At 44.3% G+C, this 26,755-nt stretch carries 24 protein-coding genes; 7 read left to right on the top strand and 17 right to left on the bottom strand.

Annotation, left to right across the window (positions count from 1 at the left end; all coding sequences use genetic code 11):
* Window positions 1-124 precede the first annotated feature (124 nt).
* Window positions 125-1,012 (top strand): pyridoxal 5'-phosphate synthase lyase subunit PdxS, encoded by an 888-nt coding sequence (pdxS, locus tag CYL18_RS10750; RefSeq protein WP_104849508.1) that lies wholly within the window; start codon window positions 125-127, stop codon window positions 1,010-1,012.
* 5 nt (window positions 1,013-1,017) lie between these two features.
* The gene (gene pdxT / locus CYL18_RS10755; protein ID WP_104849582.1) at window positions 1,018-1,605 is read left to right on the top strand and encodes a pyridoxal 5'-phosphate synthase glutaminase subunit PdxT; all 588 of its coding nucleotides are present in this window, start codon (window positions 1,018-1,020) and stop codon (window positions 1,603-1,605) included.
* A 131-nt stretch (window positions 1,606-1,736) separates the two neighbouring features.
* On the opposite strand, the gene murB is transcribed toward pdxT, so the two are convergent.
* The 5 genes from murB to CYL18_RS10780 form a co-directional block, all read right to left on the bottom strand.
* Entirely contained in the window at window positions 1,737-2,648 is a 912-nt protein-coding gene (gene murB / locus CYL18_RS10760; protein ID WP_104849509.1) for a UDP-N-acetylmuramate dehydrogenase, read from the bottom strand.
* Window positions 2,649-2,817: 169 nt separating this feature from the next.
* Entirely contained in the window at window positions 2,818-3,474 is a 657-nt protein-coding gene (locus CYL18_RS10765; RefSeq protein WP_104849510.1) for an amino acid ABC transporter permease, read from the bottom strand.
* Between the two features lie 14 nt (window positions 3,475-3,488).
* Complete coding sequence (locus tag CYL18_RS10770; RefSeq protein ID WP_104849511.1) at window positions 3,489-4,133, bottom strand: amino acid ABC transporter permease; 645 nt, start codon at window positions 4,131-4,133, stop codon at window positions 3,489-3,491.
* Window positions 4,134-4,193: 60 nt separating this feature from the next.
* Complete coding sequence (locus CYL18_RS10775; protein ID WP_104849512.1) at window positions 4,194-5,009, bottom strand: transporter substrate-binding domain-containing protein; 816 nt, start codon at window positions 5,007-5,009, stop codon at window positions 4,194-4,196.
* 18 nt (window positions 5,010-5,027) lie between these two features.
* The gene (locus CYL18_RS10780; protein WP_104849513.1) at window positions 5,028-5,756 is read right to left on the bottom strand and encodes an amino acid ABC transporter ATP-binding protein; all 729 of its coding nucleotides are present in this window, start codon (window positions 5,754-5,756) and stop codon (window positions 5,028-5,030) included.
* Between the two features lie 577 nt (window positions 5,757-6,333).
* On the opposite strand from CYL18_RS10780, the gene rsgA reads away from it, so the two are divergent.
* Both rsgA and CYL18_RS19605 read left to right on the top strand, forming a co-directional pair.
* Complete coding sequence (gene rsgA / locus CYL18_RS10785) at window positions 6,334-7,368, top strand: ribosome small subunit-dependent GTPase A (RefSeq protein ID WP_407984527.1); 1,035 nt, start codon at window positions 6,334-6,336, stop codon at window positions 7,366-7,368.
* A gap of 4 nt (window positions 7,369-7,372) precedes the next feature.
* A complete protein-coding gene (locus CYL18_RS19605; RefSeq protein WP_269089189.1) occupies window positions 7,373-7,507 on the top strand; it encodes a hypothetical protein in 135 nt (44 codons plus the stop codon).
* Window positions 7,508-7,635: 128 nt separating this feature from the next.
* On the opposite strand, the gene lpdA is transcribed toward CYL18_RS19605, so the two are convergent.
* From lpdA to CYL18_RS10815, 6 genes are all read right to left on the bottom strand, one after another.
* Window positions 7,636-9,033, bottom strand: coding sequence for a dihydrolipoyl dehydrogenase (lpdA, locus tag CYL18_RS10790; RefSeq protein WP_104849515.1), 1,398 nt, complete (start codon window positions 9,031-9,033; stop codon window positions 7,636-7,638).
* A 171-nt stretch (window positions 9,034-9,204) separates the two neighbouring features.
* Window positions 9,205-9,918: a response regulator gene (locus CYL18_RS10795; protein WP_104849516.1), complete on the bottom strand. Its 714-nt coding sequence runs from the start codon at window positions 9,916-9,918 to the stop codon at window positions 9,205-9,207.
* Window positions 9,915-11,528: a DcuS/MalK family sensor histidine kinase gene (dcuS, locus tag CYL18_RS10800; protein WP_104849517.1), complete on the bottom strand. Its 1,614-nt coding sequence runs from the start codon at window positions 11,526-11,528 to the stop codon at window positions 9,915-9,917. Before dcuS ends, CYL18_RS10795 begins: the two co-directional genes overlap by 4 nt.
* Before the next feature lie 192 nt (window positions 11,529-11,720).
* On the bottom strand, window positions 11,721-12,935 hold the full coding sequence (gene odhB, locus CYL18_RS10805) for a 2-oxoglutarate dehydrogenase complex dihydrolipoyllysine-residue succinyltransferase (RefSeq protein WP_104849518.1): 1,215 nt from the start codon (window positions 12,933-12,935) through the stop codon (window positions 11,721-11,723).
* Window positions 12,936-12,978: 43 nt separating this feature from the next.
* Window positions 12,979-15,792 (bottom strand): 2-oxoglutarate dehydrogenase E1 component, encoded by a 2,814-nt coding sequence (locus CYL18_RS10810; protein WP_104849519.1) that lies wholly within the window; start codon window positions 15,790-15,792, stop codon window positions 12,979-12,981.
* Window positions 15,793-15,839: 47 nt separating this feature from the next.
* A complete protein-coding gene (locus CYL18_RS10815) occupies window positions 15,840-17,297 on the bottom strand; it encodes a DASS family sodium-coupled anion symporter (protein WP_201741269.1) in 1,458 nt (485 codons plus the stop codon).
* Window positions 17,298-17,724: 427 nt separating this feature from the next.
* Between CYL18_RS10815 and CYL18_RS10820 the strand changes: the two genes are divergently transcribed.
* Window positions 17,725-18,366 carry a DUF4272 domain-containing protein gene (locus tag CYL18_RS10820; protein WP_161497125.1) on the top strand — a complete coding sequence of 214 codons (642 nt, stop codon included), beginning with the start codon at window positions 17,725-17,727 and terminating at the stop codon, window positions 18,364-18,366.
* A gap of 51 nt (window positions 18,367-18,417) precedes the next feature.
* Here the strand turns inward: CYL18_RS10820 and CYL18_RS10825 are convergent, their stop codons facing one another.
* The 4 genes from CYL18_RS10825 to CYL18_RS10840 form a co-directional block, all read right to left on the bottom strand.
* On the bottom strand, window positions 18,418-19,713 hold the full coding sequence (locus tag CYL18_RS10825; protein WP_104849522.1) for a cytochrome P450: 1,296 nt from the start codon (window positions 19,711-19,713) through the stop codon (window positions 18,418-18,420).
* 151 nt (window positions 19,714-19,864) lie between these two features.
* Window positions 19,865-21,316, bottom strand: coding sequence for an N-acetylglucosamine-specific PTS transporter subunit IIBC (gene nagE, locus CYL18_RS10830; RefSeq protein ID WP_104849523.1), 1,452 nt, complete (start codon window positions 21,314-21,316; stop codon window positions 19,865-19,867).
* A 332-nt stretch (window positions 21,317-21,648) separates the two neighbouring features.
* Window positions 21,649-23,112: a PH domain-containing protein gene (locus tag CYL18_RS10835; RefSeq protein ID WP_104849524.1), complete on the bottom strand. Its 1,464-nt coding sequence runs from the start codon at window positions 23,110-23,112 to the stop codon at window positions 21,649-21,651.
* A complete protein-coding gene (locus CYL18_RS10840; protein ID WP_161497126.1) occupies window positions 23,112-23,627 on the bottom strand; it encodes a PH domain-containing protein in 516 nt (171 codons plus the stop codon). Before CYL18_RS10840 ends, CYL18_RS10835 begins: the two co-directional genes overlap by 1 nt.
* A 253-nt stretch (window positions 23,628-23,880) precedes the next feature.
* Between CYL18_RS10840 and CYL18_RS10845 the strand changes: the two genes are divergently transcribed.
* The gene (locus tag CYL18_RS10845; protein WP_104849526.1) at window positions 23,881-24,300 is read left to right on the top strand and encodes a YtxH domain-containing protein; all 420 of its coding nucleotides are present in this window, start codon (window positions 23,881-23,883) and stop codon (window positions 24,298-24,300) included.
* An 81-nt stretch (window positions 24,301-24,381) separates the two neighbouring features.
* On the opposite strand, the gene CYL18_RS10850 is transcribed toward CYL18_RS10845, so the two are convergent.
* A complete protein-coding gene (locus CYL18_RS10850) occupies window positions 24,382-24,783 on the bottom strand; it encodes a hypothetical protein (protein ID WP_104849527.1) in 402 nt (133 codons plus the stop codon).
* A gap of 180 nt (window positions 24,784-24,963) precedes the next feature.
* Between CYL18_RS10850 and CYL18_RS10855 the strand changes: the two genes are divergently transcribed.
* Complete coding sequence (locus CYL18_RS10855) at window positions 24,964-25,836, top strand: SMP-30/gluconolactonase/LRE family protein (protein WP_104849528.1); 873 nt, start codon at window positions 24,964-24,966, stop codon at window positions 25,834-25,836.
* A gap of 129 nt (window positions 25,837-25,965) precedes the next feature.
* Here the strand turns inward: CYL18_RS10855 and CYL18_RS10860 are convergent, their stop codons facing one another.
* Complete coding sequence (locus tag CYL18_RS10860) at window positions 25,966-26,304, bottom strand: nitrous oxide-stimulated promoter family protein (protein ID WP_104849529.1); 339 nt, start codon at window positions 26,302-26,304, stop codon at window positions 25,966-25,968.
* Window positions 26,305-26,755 lie beyond the last annotated feature (451 nt).

Consider the following 26,755-nt stretch of genomic DNA (forward strand, 5'->3'; position numbering starts at 1 on the left):
TCTCCCTCACTGACACCATTAAAATGATTAAAACTGAATCTTTTAATGGGGTCTGTTTCCTCTATACTTATACCATACAACAATCACACTATTTTTAAAATTGAAAAAGGATGGTGCTAATTTTATGAGAGAGGCTGTAGGCACTGAAGCAGTCAAACGAGGTATGGCCCAAATGCAAAAGGGCGGGGTTATCATGGATGTTGTCAATGCGGAGCAAGCCAAAATTGCTGAAGCAGCGGGAGCTGTTGCCGTCATGGCTCTTGAACGTGTTCCTTCTGACATTCGCAAGGCTGGCGGGGTTGCAAGAATGGCAGACCCGCGTATCGTAGAAGAGGTCATGAAGGCCGTGTCTATCCCTGTGATGGCGAAAGCACGGATTGGCCATATCGTGGAAGCACGCGTACTCGAGGCCATGGGTGTCGATTACATTGATGAAAGTGAAGTTTTAACGCCTGCAGATGAAGAGTATCACCTTCAAAAGAGGGCTTTTACTGTCCCATTCGTCTGCGGATGCCGCGACCTCGGAGAAGCAGCAAGAAGGATCGGGGAAGGTGCCTCCATGCTGCGCACGAAGGGAGAACCAGGTACAGGTAATATTGTTGAAGCTGTCCGCCATATGCGAAAGGTCCAGGCGCAGGTTCGAAAGGTCATCCATATGAATGAGGATGAGCTCATGACTGAGGCGAAAAACTTAGGAGCTCCGTACGATATTCTGCTTCAAATCAAGGAAGAGGGCAGCTTGCCTGTTGTCAACTTCGCGGCAGGGGGAATTGCGACACCGGCAGATGCTGCCCTGATGATGGAGCTTGGGGCTGATGGCGTCTTCGTCGGATCAGGCATTTTCAAATCAGACTCACCAGAGAAATTTGCACAAGCGATTGTACAAGCAACAACTCACTACAAAGATTACGAGCTAATCGGCAAACTATCAGCTGAACTAGGCAGCCCCATGAAGGGAATTGAGATAGCAGCCATTCCTGCCGAAAGCCGAATGCAAGAGCGAGGCTGGTAATGAGGATGCCACACGTTGGTGTGCTCGGCCTGCAAGGGGCAGTATCGGAGCATATCAAACAACTTGAATCCATTGGCTGTACAACAGCCATCATCAAAAAGCCTTCAGAGCTTTCATCATTAGATGGACTCATCATCCCTGGCGGAGAAAGCACGGCTATCAAAAGGCTCATGGACATATATGGTTTAACAGAAGCAATTCAATCATTTAATAAACCCATCTTCGGTACCTGTGCTGGCATGGTCCTGCTCGCGCGAGATGTTACCGGCAATCCTGACCTCCCCCTCGGTCTGATTGATTTAGCGGTTCAGCGGAATGCTTCCGGACGTCAGCGGTCGAGTTTTGAAACATCACTCACTATAAAGGGATTGGATAAGCCCTTTAACGCGATTTTCATTCGAGCCCCCTATTGTCTTCAAGCCAGTGAGGAAGTTGAGATTCTCGCTACCCATGACGGACATATAGTGGCAGCAAAACAGCGCAATATACTTGTGAGCTCCTTTCATCCTGAGCTGACTGGTGATTCGCGCTTGCTTGAATTATTCGTGCGGATGGTAATAATGAATGGTTCCAAGAATTCATCGACCGCCTAAACCGCTCTTCAAAAAATAAAATCATTGTATGTCTCTATGTATATGCAGGTTCCCTTCGATAACAGAGGAATTTTCATAATAAAAGGACCATGTAAAATGGATTGTTCCACTTTGCATGGTCCTGTCTGTTATTATTCTTCACCGATAATTTTTACTTCTGTTTCTAAATCAACGCCAAAATTCTCTTTGACCGTCTTTTGAACATGCTTGATCAAGTTCAAATAATCAGTTGCGGTTGCATTACCCGTATTAATAATAAACCCAGCATGCTTCGTTGATACCTGTGCTCCGCCAATCGATACTCCCTGCAGATTGCTATCTTGAATGAGCTTCCCGGCGAAATACCCAGGCGGACGCTTGAATACACTTCCACAGGATGGATATTCAAGAGGCTGCTTAGACTCCCGCAGGAAGGTCAATTCATCCATTCGTGCCTTAATAGCTGCAGGATCGCCTTTCTTAGCAGCAAATCTTGCTTCTAAAACGATATACCCCCTCTTGGCAATCAAGCTGCTGCGATACGTTAATTCCATTTCTTCATTCGTTAATGTCAATAATTCTCCTTCATCCGTCAGAACAACAGCAGAGTCAATCACTTGAGAAATATCCCCGTCGTAGGCACCTGCATTCATATAGACAGCTCCTCCCACAGAACCTGGGATGCCGCATGCAAATTCAAGTCCAGTCACACTTTGATCAAGTGCATATCGCGACACATTAATGATGGTCGCCCCGCTTTCTGCAATAATGAGGCCATCCTTCATATAAATACGGTCCATATGACTTAAGATGAGGACAATTCCTCTAATTCCGCCGTCGCGGATAATAAGGTTCGATCCATTACCTAGAATCGTCAATGGAATAGAATTCTCACGCGCAAACAATATACAATTCTGCACTTCCTCAAACGTAGAAGGCAGGACAAGAAAATCTGCTTTCCCTCCTGTTTTAGTAAATGTATATTGATTTAACGGCTCATCTTGCTTAATATGCTCTTTTGGAATCAGACGCTGCAATTCTTCGTATATTTTTTGCTTATCCATACTCTCAACCTTCTAAATTATTTTTGTCTATTTATTATATACATGAACTAAGCTATAAAATCACTGCAAAATGGTTGGAAACCCTTTGTTTATTTTAGCACTCCAGCCTAGCGCATGCAATTTGCCTCAGAAAAACAAAAAAACATCCCGGCTCTAAAGAGCAGGGATGCTATTGTTTTCTAACCTCTAGTCTTCTCGCAACAAGGGATAACCCATAATTAACAACGAAATACATAAGGGCAATCAGAATCAGAACCGGCCATACATAATTAATGTTTTGCGCATAAATGACCTGGCCATGATGCGTCAATTCCGGCAAGGCGATAATGACTGCCAGCGATGTATCCTTAAGCAGTGAGATAAACTGGCTCACGATTGGCGGAACCATGTTTCGTAAGGCTTGCGGCAGGATAATATGCCATAGGGTTTGTATATAACTCATGCCAGATGAGCGAGACGCTTCAATCTGCCCCTTTGGAATGGAATTTAGTCCGCCGCGAATGACCTCTGACAGCATGGCTGATTCAAATATCGTTAACGCTGTAATCGCGGCTGTGGAAATACTCATCTCAAGCCCGATTTTTGGGTCCTGCAATCCAAAGTACACAAAAAAGATGATTAATATGAGCGGTAGGTTCCGGATTGTTTCGACGACTACAGCAAGCACACCAGATACAACCGGAATCTTCGCGTATCGAAGAATACCGATTAGCCCCCCAATGAGGAAGCTCAAAACAATTGATATAGCGGCAATCTTCAAGGTTACAAGGAAGCCCTCCATTAAAAAGGCAAGGTTATCGGGCGAGTAGGCACCTGCAAAATCCATTCTTCATGCCCTCCTTAATAACTCTTTGCCAGGCGTTTTTCCAAATAACCAACACCAAGGCTGAGCGGGATTGTAAGTATTAAATAAAACACAGCAACGAAGATATATACATCAAACACCACATAGGTCGCAAGCGAGATCAAATCTGCTTGATACATGAGCTCTCCACCTGCAATGACAGCTAGGATAGATGTATTTTTCACTAGATTGATAAACTGATTGCCTAGAGGCGGAATGACAATTTTAATCGCCTGCGGAAGAACAATAAGCCGCATCGCCTGTCCATAGGTTAAACCTGATGAACGTGCCGCCTCCATTTGGCCTTTATCAATGGATAGAATACCCGCTCGAATGGCTTCAGCAATAAAGGCAGCCGTATAAACGGTTAAAGCAAGAGAACCGGCAATAAAGCCTGGAAGCCCTGCCCCAAAGTAAAACATAAAAGCAATAATTAATAGCGGGATATTACGGACAAACTCCACATATGCCGTGCCAATCCAATTTAATGGCTTCAATGGGGCAATTCGTAAAACAGCCAGAAACGTTCCTAACAGGAAGCTTCCAACGAGCGTCAGCAAACTGATTCGAATCGTTCCCACAAAACCCTCAAGATACATATCCAGATGATCGGCAAGAATAGAAAAATCAAGCGCTAGCATTCAATCACTCCTAATGTACAATCAGGATGGGGCTTAACCCATCCTGATGAAAGAAACTCCTTAGTTCTTAATCCAATTATTATAGATTTCATCATACGTTCCGTTGTCTTTAATCGTTTTGAGAGCTTCATTTAATGCTTCTACCAATTCAGGGCTGTCTTTCTTCACCGCGATGCCATATGGCTCTTCAGTGAATTGTCCACCTGTTAATTCAAAGTTTGGATCTTCATCTGCCATTCCGTAGAGAATAGAATCATCCGTTGTCAAAGCATCCCCTTGGCCTGATTTCAAGGCTGTAAAGGCTTCAGAGTAGTTTTCATATTGAAGCACTTCTGCATCCGGTGCCTTCTCCGCAATATTTACGGCAGATGTAGAGCCTTTAACCGCAATGACTTTCGTGCCCTTCTTCAAATCTTCAACACTTTTAATCTTGCTTCCTTTTTTCACAAGCAAGGATTGACCAGCCTCGAAGTAAACATCAGTGAAATCAACTTCTTTTTTCCGTTCTTCCGTAATCGTCATCGTCGCAACAACCGCGTCAATCTTTCCGTTTTGCAAAAGCTGAACGCGCGTCTTGGATGTTACCTCGACGAACTCCGCTTTGCTTTCGTCTCCTAAGATTTCCTTCGTCAATGCCTTCGCGATATCAATATCGAAGCCTTCTACCTTGCCAGTACTCGGATTCTTAAGACCAAACAAGCGAGTGTCATTTTTAACGCCAAAGACCATCTTGTCTTTATCCTTAATAGCCTCAAGTGAATTTTCGGCAGAACCTTTTCCTTCAGTTTCAGCATCATCATTGCTTCCGCAAGCAGCAAGCATGAATACAGCAATCAGACACAAAACAGAAAATTTAAAAAACTTTTTCGACAACATTCTTTTTCCCCCTTGTTTTTAATGATTTAATATACGGCTCAAGAATGTACGCGCCCGTTCTTCACGCGGGTTCGTAAAAAATTCAGCCGGTGTCGATTGTTCCAGAATTCTTCCTTCATCCATAAAGACAATTCTGTTCGCCACTTCCTTGGCAAATCCCATCTCATGGGTAACGACGACCATCGTCATTCCCTCTTTAGCGAGTGTCTTCATAACATCGAGTACCTCACCGATCATTTCCGGATCAAGGGCAGATGTCGGTTCATCAAAGAGCATAACCTGAGGGTTCATTGCTAGTCCCCTCGCTATGGCGACACGCTGCTGCTGTCCGCCGGATAGCTGCGATGGGTAGGCATCCGCTTTATCAGGAATCCCAACCTTCTCGAGGTAAAAACGGGCGGTCTTTTCAGCTTCCGCCTTTGATTTCCCAAGTACCTTTATTGGGGCAAGGGTAATATTTTGCAAAACCGTCTTATGCGGATACAGGTGAAAATGCTGAAAAACCATCCCTATATCGCGCCTTAAATGGTTGATATTCGTTTTCTTATCATTGACGGGTGTCTGATTAACTTTAAGTACACCCTTATTAATCGTCTCAAGATGGTTAATGCAGCGCAGCATGGTGCTTTTTCCTGATCCGGATGGACCGATGACAACCACAACCTCACCTTTTTCGATCTCAAGATTAATGTCCTTTAAAACATGGAAATCACCGTAATATTTATCAACATGATCAAAAACAATCAATCTTCTTCCCCCTTGACTATTCATTTTCTCTTTATATTTCAAAGAAGCGGCAGAGCCATGATGTCATGAATGCCGGACTGCTTGAAAACATGATTTAAACGATCAAGTAAGTAATATGTATGTCCTCCAAGATTCCTATATGTCTCCCTCCTATATGGATGAAGGGAAAACTAGGTCAGTATACAGAAAATACATATTTCACCACTAAATGGGTAGATGTAACAATTATTTTCTTATTTTAACAGAAGAGTAGTCATTTTGTAAAATTGTGATTCTATTGAATTTTCAGAAAAGATTTATTGCAATTTCCCTTAAATAGCCCTATACTTATTACATTCAGAAGTGCTAAAGGAGGAATGTCTTATGAAAACAGTCTATGCGTATTATGTCATTAATTTCATAGCACAGCCCTCTGGTGAAATTGTTGCGAAATAATTTTTCTCTACTTTTATAAGTGATTATGATGCCAAGGGCTGTTGCGCGGTCCTTGGTTTTTGTATGCCTATTTTCATGAAAAATAGCAAAAGACAAGAGGCCTATTTAGGCCTCTTGTCTTATTTACACTCATTCACTATAAATGGAGGAAAATTATTTGAAATTAGAAAAATTAGGATGGAATTCATATTTTGAGCAGACTTTTAAACAATATGCGGATGATCAGCTTGCCCCTGGCCGGATAGTCAGTGAGCATAAAGGAATGTATAGGGTTCAATGTGCGGAAGGCAGCTTTCTTTCGGCAATTAGCGGGAAGATGCGATTTCAAGCAGAATACCGCGAAGATTTACCGGCAGTAGGCGATTGGGTTGCCATAAAGTATAAAGCAGGTGATGAGAAAGCAATCATCTATGCCATTCTGCCGAGGAAAAGCAAGTTCTCTCGCAAAAAAGCAGGAGTGACGACAGAGGAACAAATTGTCGCAAGCAATGTGGACACCGTCTTTCTTGTCAATGCGGTCAATGCGGATTTCAATCTGCGAAGACTTGAGCGATACCTATTGCTCGCATGGGAAAGCGGCGCCAATCCGGTCATTCTCTTGAGCAAGGCTGACTTATGCTCCAATATCGTACATTACATCCAACAAGCTGAAAGCATTGCCGCTGGAGTTCCTGTTATTGCTATAAGTGCAGACAAAAAAATAGGGCTTGAGCAATTAACCCCCTATTTAGGAGAGGGAAAAACCGTCGCATTGCTTGGATCCTCAGGTGTAGGAAAATCAACGCTTGCCAATGCCCTATATGGAGAGGAGCTTCTGCATGTTCATGCCATACGCGAGGAAGATGATAAAGGACGCCATACAACCACGCACCGCGAATTAATCGTTCTTAAGGAAGGCGGAATTATTATAGACACCCCGGGTATGAGAGAACTTCAGCTATGGGATGGAGACGAAGGAATCCATATAAGCTTCAACGATATAGAGAATCTGGCGCGCAATTGCAAATTCAACGATTGCTGCCATGAAACAGAACCTGGCTGCCAGGTCCAAGCCGCCATTCAAGCAGGAACTCTGGATAAAAACCGCCTCAAAAGCTACTATAAATTGCAGAAAGAACTCGAATATCTAGCTAAGAAGGAGAAAGAAAAACAAAGACAAAATCAAAGGCGGAGATAAAACGGTGAATTTCATGAAGAAGGCCTTGATTATTACAGGATGCCTCTTAGCCGCAGCAGCTGTATCGATTGTTATTAAAGAGTTAATAGAACGGGATCAGTATCCTGAGCTAAATAGCACAATTGCTATTCAAATATGAAGGACCAAATTATTCGAATTTTGATAAAAAAGAGAATGATATTTCTGCCGGGCGAGAAAAGCAGACCGCTGCTCTCCCATCAAAAAACGGGGATTCCAGCATACTACTGGATCCCCGTTTTCATTTCCTTATTTCACGATATGAATCGGATGCCCGATGGCAACCTCTGCTGTCTCCATAATCATTTCTCCCAGTGTTGGATGGGCATGAATGGTCAAAGCCAAATCATCTGCCGTTAGAGATGATTCAATGGCAACCGTCAGTTCCCCGATTAAATCAGAGGCGCTTGGTCCAATGATTTGGGCACCAATGAGGACGCCGCTATCTTTATTCGTTACTAATTGAACGAAACCATCTGTCTCATTTAAGGCAATTGCCCGGCCATTTGCCGCAAATGGGAACTTCGTTTCTGTCGCATCTATTCCAGCTTCTTTGGCTGAAGCTGCCGTATGTCCAACAATAGCAATCTCCGGTTCTGAGAAAACAACTGCCGGTATGCAGACATGGTCAATGACAGACGGCATACCTGCGATCGCTTCTGCTGCCACTTTTGCTTCATAGGAAGCCTTGTGCGCAAGCTGTGGGCCGGCAATAATATCGCCAATCGCATACAGGTTCGCTACATTTGTGCGGCATTGGGAATCCACCTGGACCAGTCCTCTATCTGTCAGCTGAACACCTGTATTTTCTAAGCCTAGCTTGTCCGTATTTGGCTTGCGGCCGACTGAAACAAGTACATAATCAGCGGTGATGGTCTTTTCTTCCCCTTTTTCTTCATAGATGACTTCGGCGCGGCCATCCTTTTCCTCCGCGGATTTCACGAAAACGCCAATTGTGACATTTGCACCTTTTTTCTTGAGCCCTCGCTTCACAATGGATGTCATCTTCCCATCTATCCCGCCAAGAATGTCCTTACCGCCTTCAAGAATGGTCACCTTCGTGCCAAAGTTCGCATACACACCGGCTAATTCAATACCAATGACTCCGCCGCCCACAACGACCAGGCTTTCTGGAATTTCCGACAGATTCAAAGCCCCTGTCGAATCAATGATTCTCGTACTGAACTTCATCGTCGGAAGCTCGACCGGCCGTGAGCCTGTGGCAATAATCGCATCCTTGAATTGAATGACCTGCTCTCCTTCTGCTGTCTCTACCTTTATTGTATTCCCATCTTGGAAAGTCGCTGTTCCTTTTACAACCTCCACCTTATTGCCCTTAAGCAATGTGCCGACACCGGAAGTGAGCCTGTTCACAACGCCTTCCTTATATTCCTGCACCTTAGAAAAGTCCACATCAACTTGCGGAATACTCAGCCCAAACACATCAAAATGCTGTGCTTGATGGTAATGATGGGACGCAGTTATCAAGGCTTTCGAAGGGATGCAGCCTACATTCAGGCATACCCCGCCAATATATTCTTTCTCAATCACAATCACCTTTTGACCAAGCTGCGATGCCCTTATTGCTGCGACATAGCCGCCAGGACCCGCTCCAATCACCACTGTATCTGTTTGCTTTTTCTCCATATCCAACCCCTCCAATATGTAAAGTCCCCACAGATGATAACGCTTGCAATAATATCCTGCAGAATAGAAGATGAATTCCCCTATACTATTACTCTATAAATAATGCCGAATAATATCAATTTTTAGAAACTAATGTAAGCAAGATTTCTGTATGGTCTTTTACATCGACGATTAATTGAGGATATATGGCTTCACATTTCGGTCACAGGCATCCTTGCATTGAAATATGGTCACTGGCCTTCCAATATGGCCATAGCTGCAAGAAGAGGCAAGTACATCAATTTGTTCAAGGAACGTTAAATATTTCCGAATGGAAATCCTCGAAATGCCGACAGCATCAACAAGTTCCTCTGTCGTGAATTCCTCTCCATTCTTGCTATTGATGTAACTCCAGATTTCCCTTAACGTATTTTTGGCCAAGCCCTTTGGCAGGATAACATCTCCGACAATCCCTCTTTTCTCTAAGAGTAAATGGTCAAGCTCCTCCTGACTCAGCTTATCCTCTTCCTTCATTACCCGCGATTGTTCCTTGTACTTGAGCATGGCTTGCTTGAAGCGCTCAAACTTAAAGGGCTTAATGATATAATCAAAGGCTCCGTTCTGAATGGCCTTATGGATGCTTTCAATATCGGTGGCTGCCGTGATTAATATAACATCAATATCCATCTGCTGCTGCCTAATCGCCGTAAGAAGCGAAAGGCCATTTTGCTCTGGCATGAAGATATCTAATAATATTAAATTGGGTTGATGACTTTTCAAGAAATGAAGGGCCTCTCCAACGGAGGAAACAGCCCCGACTACTTGGTAGCCTGGTATTTCACTTAAATAGCTCTTATTAATCTCTGAAACCATCGGATCATCTTCTACAATCAGCACTTCAATCATTTGTCCATTACCCCTTCTGCATGCCAGAGCGGCAGGATGACTGTAAATAAGGTCCCCGCTCCAGGCTTTGTCTTAAGCTCGATTGTGCCATTCAGTTTATCGATTGACTGCTTCGTCAAAAATAGACCATAGCCTCTGTCCACTCCTTTTGTTGAATAGCCCTTTTGAAAAATCACCTCCGCAATTTCCTCCGGTATCCCCCTCCCGTTGTCGCTGACTTCTAACACCATTTCTCCATCCATCACACCGATTGAAAAGAATACCCTCTTTCCTTTCACGCCATCAAGGGCATCAAAGGCATTTTCAATCAAGTTTCCGGCAATACGAATGAGGTCGTGGATTAACTCCTCCTTAATGTCACTAGGCATATAGCTATCCTCATTGATGACAAGCTGGATTCCGAGCTCTCGCGCTTTACTGAGCTTCCCTAATAGAAAGCCGGCAAAGAGTGGATTCTTTATCCGTTTAACGATAAAGCCCTTTTCTGCTTCATAATCTTCTACTAAATTCTCAATATAGCGGCTCATTTCCTTATATTTCTTCAGATGAGCAAGCCCCAGGATGACATGGAACTTGTTCATGAATTCATGGGATTGTGCCCTTAATGATTCAGTGTAAAGCTTTATCCCAGTCAACTGATCTGCCATATCCTGCAGGTCGGTCTTATCCTTAAAAACGGATAATCCGCCAATAACCTTCCCTTTATGCATGATAGGCACATTATTCGCAAGAACTGTTCGATGGTTGAATACCTGCTCTACATTCTCTTCAGACCGTCCATTTCGCATCGCTTTCGCCAGACTCGGCATATGGTCATCAATGGGCTGTCCCACAAGCTCCTCTTTCCGTTCAAATCCCATGAGCTTCAAGGCCTCTCCACTGACAACAGCGATTTTCCCATCCTCATTAACGCCAATGATTCCTTCCTTCGCTGACTCAATCATCGCATTCCGTTCCTGTAAGAGCTTAGCAATCTCAACCGGCTCAAGCCCATAGAGCTTCCTTTTCATGTAACAGCTCAAATAATAGGCTCCGATTGCGCCAAGACATAGCTGCAGGATTGCCCCAATGTAGACATATTTCCTGCTGTCGCGGGCAAGGGATTCTACCGTATCAAGTGAAACCCCGACAACGACGACGCCTATCTGCTCATCTCGTTCATCATAAACAGGAGTGAACACCCGCATCCCCATACCAAGCGGGCCTTCTTCAATGGAGAAGTACTCCTTGCCTTCTAGAGATTCCTTGGCATCTTCCCGATTGAAGAAGGACTGCCCTACTTCTTCAGAAAGGGGATGTGACTTTCGAATCAAGTCCATATCCATAACAACCACAAATCCGACATCTGACAAAGCTCTAATTTCATTGGCATATCTCTGAATATCCACTTCACTCTTCCCCTGCAAGGATTGAATCACCACAGTGGAATTGGCCGTCACCCTTGCAATGGCCTGAATCTTTTCTGAAAGATGCTTTTCTTCATTTTTTGTCACATAGATGCTGATGAATAAGGCTGTCGCTAGGGCAGATATGAGCACGACCATAAAGACGAGACACATCACGAGTGTTTGCAGCTTCCAAGCTCTTGATTCTTTCTGATGTAGTTTCATAGTTATCCAGCCCTTCAGCTTAATATCGACACAATGTGACACTTTTCTCAACTTTCAGTATATATTTAACAGGTAATTTCTCCTAGAGAATTGGTCACATTGTCGATTTTTCTTAACATTTCAAAACAAAAAAGACGTTGCCACAAAGAATACATTCTTTTGATGACAACGTCTTATCTTATTCTACCTCTATTACCCTTCTAATAGGAGCTTCTCCGGATCCTCCAGTAGTTCCTTGACCTTCACTAAGAAGCCGACTGCTTCCCGACCATCGACAATTCGATGGTCATAGGAGAGGGCGATATACATCATTGGTCTGATTTCTATCAGCTCATTATTCACAGCCACTGGGCGGTATTGAATGGAGTGCATTCCTAGAATCCCAACCTGCGGTGCGTTTAAAATCGGTGTGGACAGAAGGGAGCCGAATGTTCCCCCATTCGTGATGGTAAACGTGCCTCCCTGCAAATCAGCAAGACCGAGCTTCGCTTGGCGTGCCTTCATGGCTAGATTGGCAATCTCTCTTTCAATCTCGGCAAAATTCAAGCGATCGGCATTCCTGACGACAGGAACGACCAGCCCTTCAGGTGCCGAGACGGCAATTCCAATATCGTAATATTTTTTGATTAGAAGTTCATCACCTTGAACCTCTGCATTTAATAAAGGGTATGTCTTTAATGCGCCAATGACCGCTTTGGTGAAAAAGGACATGAATCCTAATTTGACCTCATGAATCTGCTGGAATTGATCCTTTCGTTTCTTCCTCAAATTCATTACCGCACTCATGTCAATTTCATTGAAGGTAGTCAATATCGCAGCCGTACGCTGTACTTCGACAAGCCGTCTCGCGATGGTCTGACGCCTGCGCGACATTTTGATGACATCAGCCGGCTTATCATGAACTGATTGGGATGGCTGCTTTGATACCAGAACAGGCTGTTCCGCCGGCTGCTTGGACGTTTTCTCTACATCCTGTTTATTCACACGGCCCATCAGGTCAACCGCCTCGACCTGATTGAGATTGATGCCTTTTTCGCGCGCCAGCTTCCGTGCGGCCGGGGTAGCTAGCACAGACTCCTGATTTCGCATATCACCTTGCTTCACCGTTTCTTCCTGTTTAGGAGGAGACGGTACAGCCTTCACTTCTTCCTTATGAGTCTGCTCGCCAGGCTTGCCTTCTGAAATTACGGCAATCGTCTCCCCTACCTGTACGATTTCTCCAGCTGCTTTCCCAATGCTCTCTAATATGCCGCTATGCTCAGCGATGATTTCCACATTGACCTTATCTGTCTCCAGCTCGAGAAGATAATCGCCTTTTTCCACGGAATCGCCTGGATTTTTGAGCCATTCACTAATTGTGCCTTCTGTAATCGATTCTGCCAGTTCTGGAACTTTCACCTCGGCCATCTCTCTAATCAATCCTTTCATATGTTGATTGGGTTAATACCTGTTACTGAACCATGGAGCCTGCTTGCTTTCGCGAGAATACTTGATTGATAATCTGCTGCTGCTCTTTCTTATGAACAAGCGAGTCTCCCTCTGCAGGGCTTGCCATCTCAGGCCTTCCAATATAGGAGACTGACAGATGGAACGGAATAATTTTCGCAAGATGCGGCTCCATATACCGGTAAGCCCCCATATTCTTCGGCTCCTCCTGTACCCAGATGACCTCCTTCAGATTCTTGTAACGATTCAAAAGCTTCATGATATCCTTTTGAGGGAACGGATATAATTCTTCCACCCGGATGATATCAAGCCAATCCATTGGTGATTGTCCATTTACATGATCAGCAAGCTCGACGGCAATCCGGCCTGTGCAAAACACGATGCGTTCAACCTTTTCAGGTATTGTTCCTAATCCAGGCTGCTCAATCACCGGCTGGAACTCTCCATTCGTGAACTCCTCGATATAACAGGCAGCCGCCTGATTCCTCAGTAAGCTCTTTGGTGTCATGAGAATAAGCGGTCTCGCCTCATCCCTTTGCAGCATAACGGCTTGCCTTCTTAACAGATGGAAGTATTGCGCCGCTGTCGAGAGATTAGCCACGGTCATATTACTTTCTGCACATAGTTGCAGGAATCGTTCCAGCCTCGCACTGGAATGCTCCGGCCCCTGCCCTTCAAAGCCATGCGGCAATAGGACGACAAGGCCTGATTTTTGCCCCCATTTTGCTTCTCCTGATGAGATGAATTGGTCGAATAGCACCTGTGCGCCGTTGGCGAAATCACCAAATTGCGCTTCCCAGAATACGAGGGTTTCTTTCGAAAACACGCTATATCCGTATTCAAATCCGAGTACCGCCTCTTCCGATAGAACGCTGTTATGGATGGCAAAGGATGCCTTGGCTGATTCCATCTCATGCAACGGGCAATACTTTGTGCCATTTCGTTCATCTGAGAGGACGAGATTACGGTGGGAGAATGTGCCTCGCTCCGTATCCTCACCCGTAATGCGGATTGGCATCCCATCATGAAGGATAGAGGCAAAGGCCAGCGCTTCAGCATGTCCCCAATCAACCTTGCCTTTGTTCTCAAAAACCTCTCTTCTGCGCTCAAGAATCTTTTGAACCTTCTTGAAGGCTTGGAAATCCTCAGGCCAATCAAGAAGCTCTCCATTCAGCTGCGATAAAGTCAGTCGATCAACAGCTGTATCTTCCTTTAAACGGTTGGCTGGAGCAGCATTCATCATCTCTTCAATGGAAGGAATCTCTTCTTGCTCTTTTGAGACTCGATCATAGGCTAATTGGAAATTAGCAGCGACTCTCTCCTCAATATTCGCAGCCTCTTCAGCTGAAAGGACACCCGACTCTTCTGCTTGCTTTTGATAGACGGCCGTAATTGTCGGATGATTTCTTACCTTCTTATACATAACCGGGTTCGTTGCCATCGGTTCATCCATCTCATTATGGCCAAGGCGGCGATACCCAATAAGGTCAATGACAATATCACGATTGAATTCTTGACGGTACCTAAATGCTAAGCCCATGATAGCCAGGCATGCCTCCGGGTCATCCGCATTCACATGAATGATTGGTACATCAAAGCCTTTCGCCAAATCACTTGCATATTCGGTGGAACGGGATTCAGACGTTTCCGCTGTAAATCCAATATTATTATTGGCGATGATATGGATTGTCCCGCCTGTATGATAAGCGGCCGTTTGAGAAAAGTTAAAGGTTTCCGCCACACATCCTTGACCAGGGAAGGCCGCATCCCCATGCACGAGAATACATAAGGCTTTGTTAAAATCTTGTTCAGGAAATCCGTTTTTCGACCGGTCTTCCTGCGCGGCCCTAGCATAGCCTTCAACGACAGAGTTGGCGATCTCCAGATGACTTGGGTTATTCCCCAGAGTCACGGTAATCCTCTTCCCATCATAGTTTTTTTCCGTAACTGACCCCATATGGTATTTCACATCACCCGTTGTGCTTAATGCCGGCTTGTTACCCGGATAGGCGGAATGCTGGAATTGAGAGAAAATGGATTCATATGGTTTATCCAGTACATGGGCCAGCATATTCAAGCGACCACGGTGAGCCATAGCGATGGCCACATGGTCAATTTCCCCTTTAGCTGATAGCCTCACAAGCTCTTCGACGGCCGGCACTAATGTCTCTAGCCCCTCTACTGAGAATCGCTTTTGTCCAACATAGGTTTTATGGATAAACCGCTCAAAGCCTTCGGCAGCCGCCAACTGCTCAAGCAGCCGCTTCTTATCGATCAAACGGATGGCTCCATCCACATAGCCTTGTTCGATTTGCCGTTCAAACCATTTTCGCTCCTCATCATTAATATGCTCAATCTCATAACCAATCTTATTCATGTACAATTCTTTGAGATAGGAGATGGCTGATAACCCATCTGTGCACGTCTCCTTTAATACGGGTGAAATAAACTCTGCTGGTACGCCTCGAACATCCTCTTCCGTCACCCCATAAGTTTTCATATCTCCAATGCCTACGTGTTTTCTTCGTTCAATTGGATTGATATCAGCTTCAAGATGACCTTTCTTTCGGATATTTGCCGCCATGCCTAAAACAGCAAGAAGCTTGCTCACCCTCTTCATCCACTCATTAGGAGATAAGCCAGGGCTTCCCGCTTCAGCAGAAGTCAGATGAGGGGAGCCCCATTGGTCAAACAAACCTCGAAAACTTTCATCCACCAAGTTTTTATCTGAGAGATATCGTTCATATTGTTCATATAAATAACCGAGATTCGGGCCATGGAACTCCTCCCATGGCGTTTGAGTTGACCTTGATTTCATGTATATTTCTCCTCCCCATGTTTATCCATATATGGCTAATCCATCACTTACAGCAATCCGACCCATTGCCAATATGTCATACTGAACAAGATAATAAGCAGGTATCCAATCAGCGTGATCGGTATCCCTGATTTCAACAAATCTTTAGAAGTGAAGGCACCTGTTCCATAAGCAAGCATGTTTTGCGGCGCACTTACCGGAAGAAGGAATCCGAAGCTGATGACGAACTGCTGGATCAGCACGAGCCCTGGCCCGCTGAAATCGGTCGCACCCATGCTAATGACTAGCGCGATGACGATTGGTATAAATGCGGATGATAGACTTGTCGCACTCGCAAAGCCTAAGTGAATCAAGATATTAAAGAGTGATAAAACCATGATGATACCGATAAGAGGCATATCTGATAAGCCCATCGCCTCTAGCGTATTCAAGGATAACCACTCAGCCCCTTTCGTACTTAGGAGGACTGACCCCATAGAAACCCCGACCGCGAACACGATCAGCGTGCCCCAAGGAATCTTACCTTCAACCTCTTTCCACGTGTATACACCCACACCAGGCAGCAGCATGATGGCGACTGCGATAAATGTTACGCTCGTTGAATCAAACGGATGAAGGATTCCCTCTGTTGCCCAGGCAATCAATAACAACACAGAGATGGTGACCAATTTCATTTCTTTTTTTGACATTTTGCCAAGCTCGTTTAACTGCGCCTTAATCAATCCTTTACTGTCCTTCAAATCATCCATTTCAGGCTTGATCAGCCGGGTCATGACAAAGTACAATACAACCGACATGAGGATGGACCATGGTGCTGCATAGATAAACCATTTCCCCCATGTAATATCAAAACCAAAAGCCTCGCCCATAAATCCTAAAGCCACCATGTTTTGGGCAGCTGCCGTTTTGATCCCGATATTCCAGATGGAAATAGACTGTACGGCCGTTATCATTAATAAGGCTGATAGCTTACTGCTTTTCGCTAATGACAAAGCAGCCACAATCCCAAGCAGAATCGGCACCAAGGTTCCTGCCCGTGCTGTTGCGCTTGGTACAAAGAAGGCAAGCACTATGCTGACGAGGATGGTTCCTATGACAAGGCTGCTCGCTTTCGTTCCAACCTTTGACATGATATATAAAGCAATCCGTTTATGAAGTCCGGTAATCTCCATCGCAACCGCGAGAAATGATGCACCGGCAACTAGACCAACCGCCGTGTTGCTAAAGCCTCCTAAAGCCAGCTGGAGAGCTCCCTTTGTTGAATAGGTAACAGATGGATCCTCCACCGTTGGAGCAAGTCCGATAAAGATCGTAATTAATCCAATGATAGCGGCGGCGCTAACTGGATAAGTGACAGCTTCCGTGATCCATAAAATGACTGCAAAGGCCAAGATAGCCAAAGCTCTTTGCCCTGCCACCGGAAGTCCTTCAGGAGTTGGTAGTAGAATAATGATAAGAAAGACAACTATTGCTGCAATCATAGAGATTATTTTTTTCTTTTGCATGTTCAATCCCTCCCTTTTATATCTTTATCTTAGTATAAAAACCATTTATGTAAGCGCTTTACTAAGTTACTTATCACTTACATTACTTTCATAATAGGGCCGTATCTAAGGAATCTTATTTCCCTTAAGTTTAACAGTGGGGTTAGCTGATAAATTGCAGGGATGAGATTATGGAAAAGAAACAGAATTGGAGCTGCAAAACTTGAATAGACTATTTTGCAATAAACCTTCCGTCCTTATCATAGAATATTAAACTTCCCGGATATGCCCTATCACTACACACCCTAGATGCCCCAATAGCAACAAGGGCAAAGGTATATAAATACATTAAATTTACCTCATATGTTAAAATCAGGATACTAACATCAATATCCATTTAAAAACGGGGCGATGGGAATGATTCATCTACACAAAGGGGGGACAAAAAGTGAACAGTCCAGTAGGCAGGAAAATACGGACAGAAAAAGTCGTAAGGGCGCTAGGCATACCCGTGAATAAGAATTTACCGCCACTACATAAAGATAAGGAACATGAGATAAGAACAATTGAAGCAATCATTGATCGGGCTATTGCCAATACCATTGTTTCCGCCAAAGGCAGCGGGGCGCCTGATGAAGTCATTGATGAGCTAATTGACCGCTACTATAGAGAAGGGCTTTTCACTCCATATGAGTTAGAGTTTCTCGAGAATGAAGACCCTGAGCAGGATGAACTAAACACCTATTCTTGGAGAATTGAATGCAATTCTGCCCTGTTATGGGCTGTCAGCTTAGTCCGCGACTTGCCATTTCCAAATGATTTATCAGATGTACAGATGCTCTACGATCTTATCCTCCAATCCGAACGGGAAGAGCTCCTCCAACAAGCACAATTTAGGGATTATCATGTATTAATGGATGAATTGGACTTATATTACCGCCTTCATTGGGCACTTGTTGAAACACGCCTCCACAACCAAGAGCTTGCCGTAAGCATTAATCCTGGTGTCGTTTACGAACGACGATATGGATTGACGTGGCTATTGAATCTTGATGGAGAGGAATGGGAAGAGATTACAATGGATACTTAACGTTAATAACGAAAGAAGAGGCACCGCTCCATGTCGGTACCTCTTCTTTCGTTATTTCTGTATATCTTCTGCGAATTGACTGATCGCCTTTGGCTTCAGGTTTAGAACCCTCATACGAAAGCCGCTCTCTGGATATGTCGGTATTCTGACCATGCTATAGGAGAGGTCTTGATCACAAACCTCATATTCTAGCTCCTTGGCCAATAACTCCATGAAGACTTGCATTACCTTCACAGTTGCCCATTCTCCTGCACAGCGATGGCCTTTATCATAGTCACCGCCACCTTGAGGGATAAAATCGAACGGACTCTTCTTCCAATTCTTAAAGCGGTCAGGATTAAACTCATCCGGCTTCTCCCACAAATCTGGGTGGTGATTCGTTCCATACAAATCGAGCAAGACGAGGGTCCCTTTCTTGAAGGCATACCCTTCCCAAAGGAAATCAGCTCGCACCCTCGCTCCAAGCATGGGGGCGAACGGGTAATACCGTCTTATTTCCTGAACAACCATCTTACTATAGGTTCCATCTTCCTCCCTCAGCCGCTCTCTGACAGAAGGATGCTCATGCAAGGCCAGTGCGCCAAATACGATGAAGTAGGCAATGGCCACCGTCGGACGAATAATATTGATGACCTCAACAGCAGCCACATCAGGTTCCAATAGCTCGCCGTCTAACTGAACATGATTAGCTATTATGGACAAAGCAGTATCTTCAGCTGGAGAAAGACGTCCATCACGGACCTGGCGAATTAAGTCAGCCACCCATTTCTCGGTTTGCTTCCGTGCTTTTCTACCACGTTGATATCGCGGTCCTACTCCTCCGATGGAATCCACCAGGTCAAACAATTGCCGTGCCCGCTCTCTTGTCTCATCCTCATAGAGAGGTACACCCGCCCATTCACAGGCAATCCGGCAAAGTGTCACCTTTGCCTCCTCAAGCAGGACAATCTCCTCTTCCTTTGTCCAATTTCCGGCAGCAGCACGCCACTCCCTTTTAGTTATCTTCTCTAGCCTTTCCAAGCTCTCATGGGTCATGATTGACATGAACATGCCCTTCCGATGCTTATGCTCCTCATCGTCCAGCACCTGAACACCGTGCTCGCCAAACAGCGCTTTTTGAATCCGCTTTGGAATAGCTGTTTTACGTATGAAGCGTCCTTCATCATAAAAGGCCCGTGCGGCTTCCTCCCCGCTTATGCAGATGATCTTCTGACCAAGCAATCTTGTCTGAACAATATTTGAATTCTCCCGATATGTCCGGTTAGGCAAGTAATTATACCCTTCTGCCAGCAAAGCGAATGTTTGATCAATAGTCCTCTCTTTCGGGATATTCTTTCCCTTTAACACCCCTACCAACTCCCATCTGTCCGTACCCGCTATTTACGATTAGGGTACCCCTTTGCGCGGACCTCGTAAACATGTCCTTGAACAGGCAGAAATCAAAAAAGAAGCAAGCCATTTATCCCATCCAAATGGTTGCTTCTTTTAAAACTGTGGATTATTTACGACGAAGCTTCTTCATTTCATCAGCGACAAATTGAACATTCGGGCCAATAATGACTTGAATACTTTCCGCACCAGTCACATGAACACCAACAACCCCTGTCTCCTTAATTTTTTGCTGATTGACAGCATCCATATTCTTGACTTCAAGCCGCAGCCTTGTTGCACAATTATCAATGGAGGTCACATTACTATCTCCGCCTAGAGCAGCGTAAATCTCCTCCGCTTGTGCAGCATACTTCGAGTTCCCTGCAGATCCATTTCCAGAGATTGCTGCGCCTTCTTCAATCTCCTCTCCGCGTCCCGGTGTTTTCAAATCAAATTTTACAATGATAAAACGGAAGAGGAAGTAATATATGACCGCAAATATAAGACCTTGCACAAGCAGCATGTATGGCTTATTGGCAAGAGCAAGATTATAGCTCAAGAAATAATCAATGAACCCTGCACTAAAGGTAAATCCGGCTGTCCAGTTGAAGGCAGCGGCGATAGCTAAGGATAAGCCCGTCAATACGGCATGGACCAAATAAAGCATTGGCGCAAGGAACATGAAGGCAAACTCAATTGGCTCTGTCACCCCAGTCAGAATCGCCGCAAAGCCAGCTGCCAGCATAAGAGAGCCGACCTGCTTCTTGTATTTTGTCTTTGCTGTATGGTACATCGCAAGACCAGCAGCAGGAAGGCCGAACATCATGATTGGAAAGAAGCCGGCTTGATACATACCCGTAACCCCCTTCTCCCCTGTCCCTGCCCAAAAGTTCGAGATATCATTGATTCCAGCCACATCAAACCAGAATACCGCATTTAAGGCATGGTGCAGTCCTGTTGGAATTAATAAGCGGTTAAAGAACCCATAAAGCCCTGCCCCTAAAGCTCCAAGCCCGCTAATCCATTCGCCGAATTGAATCAACACGGAGTATACCGGCGGCCAGATTAACAAAAGAATAAGTGAGAGAATCAGCATAATCAAGGAAGTCATGATTGGGACTAAACGCTTCCCGCTAAAGAATGCAAGTGCATCCGGTAGCCTCACATGACTGAATTTGTTATACATCATGGCTGCCACAAGTCCGCATAGGATACCGACAAAGGCATTCTCAATTTTACCGAAAGCAGCATTTACACTATCCGCATCCACTCCTTGGAGCATGGCCACGGAGCTACTGCCCAGTAAAGTCGTTACGACCAAGTAAGCCACAAGCCCGCTAAGTGCAGCTGATCCATCCCGGTCCTTTGACATCCCGAGTGCTACACCAAGGGCAAAAAGAATGGGAATATGGTCAATGATTGATTTACCCGCCATGATTAGAAAAGCGGCAACAGAGCTCCCAGCACCCCAGCCATTTGGGTCAATCCAATACCCTATCCCGAGCAAAACGGCGGCAGCTGGCAAGACAGCGACCGGAAGCATCAACGAGCTGCCTAGCCTTTGAAAAAACTTTCGCATCATTATCCCCCCTAATTTTTCTAAATGCCTGTTCCCATGGAAGGTAAGTGTCGACAATCAATAAATAAAATGGAATAAATGCTATTAGACATGTACTTGCCGCCCCACTCTTAGAGGGACCCTCGGCAAACCAGGCATACTATAGTCCCGTAGAGCTCGAGAGCAAACCATTCTCCCACCATCACCTCCTGAATGAATGAAGTTAACTCTTCACTGTAATGCTATGCGGGAATGGAAAGTTCATTCTCATGAACTTCGAATAAGCCCAGAAACAAAAAAAGACAAGGCATACGAAATTTCTGCCTTGTCCTGCATTTAATAGATATCAATCGTTATTCCTCGGAAACTGCCTCCTGCCTTATGAGCCGCGGCTTAGCCGAACGGCGGCAAAAGCGCTCATAAAATGCCTCCGCCTCTTCTTTTGATAGGTCCATCAAAAGCGTCAGCTGAAAAGGCTTTGCCCGATTATAAAATTGAATAGTTGTGACTCCGAACTTTCTCTGCAGCCAGGAATGGCTGACTTCAATCTGTTGCAGATTCCGCCACTTCGTATGGATTGTCCGTGTGTATAATCCTCCCTCTCGAACTTGTATATATTCCTCTTCCCTCAAATAGCTCGTGAACGAATAGTCAATCACACGAAAGATGACCTCAACTAAAAGAACAATCGCTGCCGCATAGAGCCATTCTCGCTTTACAAAGAGCAGGATAATGGCGGCAGCCACTGTAAAATAATATGGCCTAACCAGCCTCAGCCAAAGGACCTTCTTCGGCAAGCGATGCATATTTTCGACGATATGATAGTCAGGCAATAATTGATTCACTAGCTGATAGGCTTTCTTTTTATCCATGAATGGATAAAGAGAATTGACCTCTGTTTCATTTCCGATTATTTCCTGTCCAGCACTAACAAGTTTGATTTCCACCATGCCAAAAATCCTTTTCAGCAATGACTGCTGGATTTTGATAGCCTGTACTCGCGGCTTTTGGATGGAATAGGCATTTGTCGTGAAAACGCCCCTTGTAATATAAATACGATCTGAATCAGCTGAAATGACAAAGTTCCCGTATTTAAACAGGGTTTGCAAGTACCCCACGGCAAAGGCAGCAGCTACTGTCACCAAAACCAAAGGAATCCAAATCCAGATATTTCGTTCGAAATAATTCAACACCTGTTTAGAGGTTTCTTCAATATTCAGCCATTCATCAAGCTGGAAATAGCCGGTGAGCAAGAGCGGAAAAAGCGCCAGAAAGCTAAAGGAAGTGAACGCCGCCTTTATCGTATCCTTATTTGTCGATTCAAAATAGACAACCCGCTCCTCCTCATGCTTCGTGTCGACTTCTATCATTCTCTCCTTCTTTAGCAGACACTCAAGAATACGTGCCTCTTCCTGCAAGGAAATCGCTGGAAAAGATATATTAGCATCCTTATCACTCGTTCCCGTCTCAAGTTTCAAAGAAGTAATCCCCAAAAGCTGATGCAGGAAATTCGCTTTTGAATGGTGGTCCTGAATGCGTTCAAATGGGATATTACGCTGACTTTTGATAAAGACCCCCTCTCTAAAAATGAAGGCCTCCCCCGTAATCTCATATGTTTCTATATACCATTTCAATAGGCTATAGATTATATATCCAAAGAAATACGCAATCAGCGCATATCGTCCCCAAACAACCCACTTGGAGGTCGAACCAATATTGATGACAAACAGGATAATGATCAAAAAGAAATTATTTTTTATAAAGGAAGCAATTTCAAAAAGAATAATAGCTGGATGATACCGTTTCTTCTCTTCCATCAGGCCTCTTCAACCCCATTCTCCCCATCAAGCTTAACCTTTGCATAAGTCGAAATCTGTTCTCTTAATGCATAGGCTTCATCACGATGTATGGCTGGAATTGTATGATCTGAGGTAGTTGTGCCAATTTCGACATTGAAAAGTCCATATTTTCGCAGGAATGGTCCTTGGCTTGTTGAAACGTATTCTACCTTTGCCATCGGAATCACGATATGTCTCACTTTAAAGCGGCCATACTTCAGCTGTGCAAATTGCTCATCAATTTCATACCGCCATGTCTTCTGCAAATAATACGGTTTAATGCCTACAGCCCAAATGGCCGCTGCCAATAGCAGCATGAAGCCAATTGTAAGAATGGCTGCAATCCATGTTTTCCAATCATAATAGTACGCTGCATATAGGACTGCTCCTGCAAGAACCAAAGTAATTCCATAGCCAAGCAGATTGCTAATGCGCCATACTCGTACACTGTCAGCAGATATCCTTTTAGTTGGTTCTTTAATTTGTAAATACATTCCCTTCCCCCTCTCCATTCTTTCTATTACGAATATTCTCTCACAACTGGCAGTGACAATAAATAGAAGATTGCAAAACTCACCTTAGCAGGCGGCAGCTTTCTATTTCCCAAGAAATAAGTCGAAACCGCTCTAATCATCTTCCATAACGATTAATAGAGAAAAAGGAAGAATCTATCTATTTACAGCCATAATTCTGTCGCAAATAATTATAGTGATAAGCCTAATCGCAATTATCAAGGAGGCATAACAGATGGCTAAGACTACCGGAAAATCAACATATAACAACAAAGAAAAATACGCAGAACCACGCTCTTCTCATTCTAAAGATTTTCTTATTGGCGGATTGATCGGCGGCATGATTGGCGCAGCTGCCGCACTTCTATTGGCACCAAAGAGCGGGAAAGAGCTCCGCAGCGACCTTGCATCTACTGAAGGCGGCCAATACATATGCCATAAAGCCAATGAGCTAAAGCAAAGCGTTGCTCAAAAAAGTGAAGAGCTTACAGAACAATACAAAGCGGCGACTGCAGAAATCTCTGAAAAAGTGGCTGAACAATACTCTTTAATCTGCGAGAACATCAATGCTCTCAAGCAAACATTGATTGATGCTCAAGCTGAAGTCATAGAGGAAATCGAGGAAGAGCTTGGGGAAGAAAAAGAGGACATTTGATAAACCCTAAAGGCAGGAGAATATTCTCCTGCCTTTTCTTGAATAAAGAAAAACAGCAGGCTCTCGCCTGCTGCTTATTCATCAGCCTATGTTCCTTGTAGGAACGAAAGATTCTTTATATGTCTCTTCCCATAAATCAATACGGCTCTGAACATGAATTTCATCACGTAAGCTTGTATAGTGTTTCTCCATTTTCTTGGTGATTCTCTCACGCCAGAAATTCTTGAATCCTGGTTGAATCATCATAGAATGAGCAATTTCAAGACCATCTTTATCTTCACTGAAAATCACTAAAACCTGGCAATCTTCATAGCTATTATTTTCTAAAAGCTTATCCAGCATTTCAACTGTCACGACCTTATTCAGGCGCTCTTGTTCAGCCGGATCTGGATGATGAAGCGTATTCGGGCAAATATGTGCAACCTTTCCGCTTTCGCCTACGACTACACGAACATAACCTAAAGTTTTTTCTTTGTTTGACATTACAGATCCCTGCTTTCTTGATGGTTATACACTTATTATATTTTTCGCAATTCTGCATTATCAATCCTTAAAAAATGCCAATTATCAAGCAAAATAGATAAGAAGGACAATTCTGATACTAAAGAGAACAATATTAGGGTAAAGAGAAATATCGGAATACGAATTATTGGAGGGATAGGCTTGTTAGGTAAATTGGAACTGCTAGTTGATGAGAAGGCCATACTAGGGGAAGGACCTACATGGGACGATAGAAGACAGGTCCTTTATTGGCTAGATATCATGGGAAAGAAATTACATATATATGATTATAGAAAAGAAACCAATCGAACGATTAAACTCGATCAAATGCCTGGAACCATTGTCCCAAGGACATCTGGCGGCACGGTTATTGCCCTGCAGGACGGCTTTTTCTTCCTTGATCCTGAAACAGAGCAGCTAGAACCAATCGCTGACCCGGAAAGCCATTTGCCGGGTAATCGCTTCAATGATGGGAAATGTGATCCAAAGGGCCGCTTCTGGGCAGGCTCTATCCATCTGGAGGGGAAGGAACATACATGTGCCCTTTACTGCCTGGATACGAACCTCGAGGTAGAAAAGAAAATCAGCGAGGTGACAAACTCGAACGGGCTCGCTTGGTCACCAGATGAAACCACCTTTTATTATATCGATACCCCAACCTTGAAAGTCTGTGCCTATGATTATGACGCTGAAACAGGAACTATCACGAACCCGCGTGATATTATCCAGTTTCCCGAGAATGAAGGATTCCCGGACGGAATGACCATTGATGAGGAAGGCATGCTCTGGATTGCCCATTATAGCGGATCAAAGGTATCACGATGGGACCCAAACAGCGGCCGCCAGCTATCTTCCATATCCGTGCCGGCCAAGCATGTTACCTCCTGCACCTTCGGAGGCCCTGATCTGGATGAACTTTATATCACAACAGCCAGGGCCGATGACACGGATATGAATGAATTTCCGCATGCCGGCGGACTTTTCCGCATCAAGACAGAGGTAAAAGGAATGTCAGCTTTTCGGTTTAATGGTTGAATGCCTAATGAGGAGAACAGAAGCTTTTTGCTTCTGTTTTTTTATGCATTTCAGACAAGAAAAAAGACCTATTCGAATAGGCCCTAATCAGGATTCCTGCATATTAAATACTATATTTGCAAGTCGAAATCACGAATTCTTTTTGGTCCTTTTCGGCAAATCCGGTGCCTTTCGGAATGTATCGACTATATGCATAATAGCAAAATACGGATGTGACCAAATCATTCTAGGACCACTTTTTCGCATGACATCCTTTACCTGCGCCTTCATATCTGGCTTATAGCAATGAATCTTGCAATTCTGGCAAGCCGGCTTCTTCTCCTGGAAAGGACATTTACTCAACCGGAATAGCGCATAATCCTTTAATTCTGCACAACTCTCGCATAGTTCCATCTGCTTATGCTCATGCTTGCAATACATCTCAATCATGGCGACAATCGTTTCCCGTTCTCTCTGCATTCTTTCCACGCCACATCTACCTCCCTCTCTATCATAAAGTACGGAAAGAATCCGGACAGCCGTTAAATGTAACCAGCAGAGATGTAATGGTCTCCAACTGAAAACAAAAAAGAAATGAAAAATGGCATCATACAATCCTTATCAAGCGTACCTTAACAATAAAAGACAGGTGCGTGCTCAACGTGAAAATAAAAACCGAACAAAGCCAATTCGTTTTTTATCTAATTGAAAGTTCCGCCATCAAGCAATTCTTCCTATTGGATATGCTCACAGGGACTGGTCTGTACTACTTATGTAAATTTTGCTCTTCAAGTATCCTAATAGGAATGATCGGAAGCGTTGTCGGAGTCGAGGGAATAAGAAGAGCAGGTTTTATGATTAGAAATCTAGCTTCACGTTAAAGAATAATGATAATGCCTAGGACTTATCCATCCTAAGCATTTATACTAAACATGAAGCT

The organism is Pradoshia eiseniae (assembly GCF_002946355.1).
Lineage (GTDB): Bacteria > Bacillota > Bacilli > Bacillales > Pradoshiaceae > Pradoshia > Pradoshia eiseniae.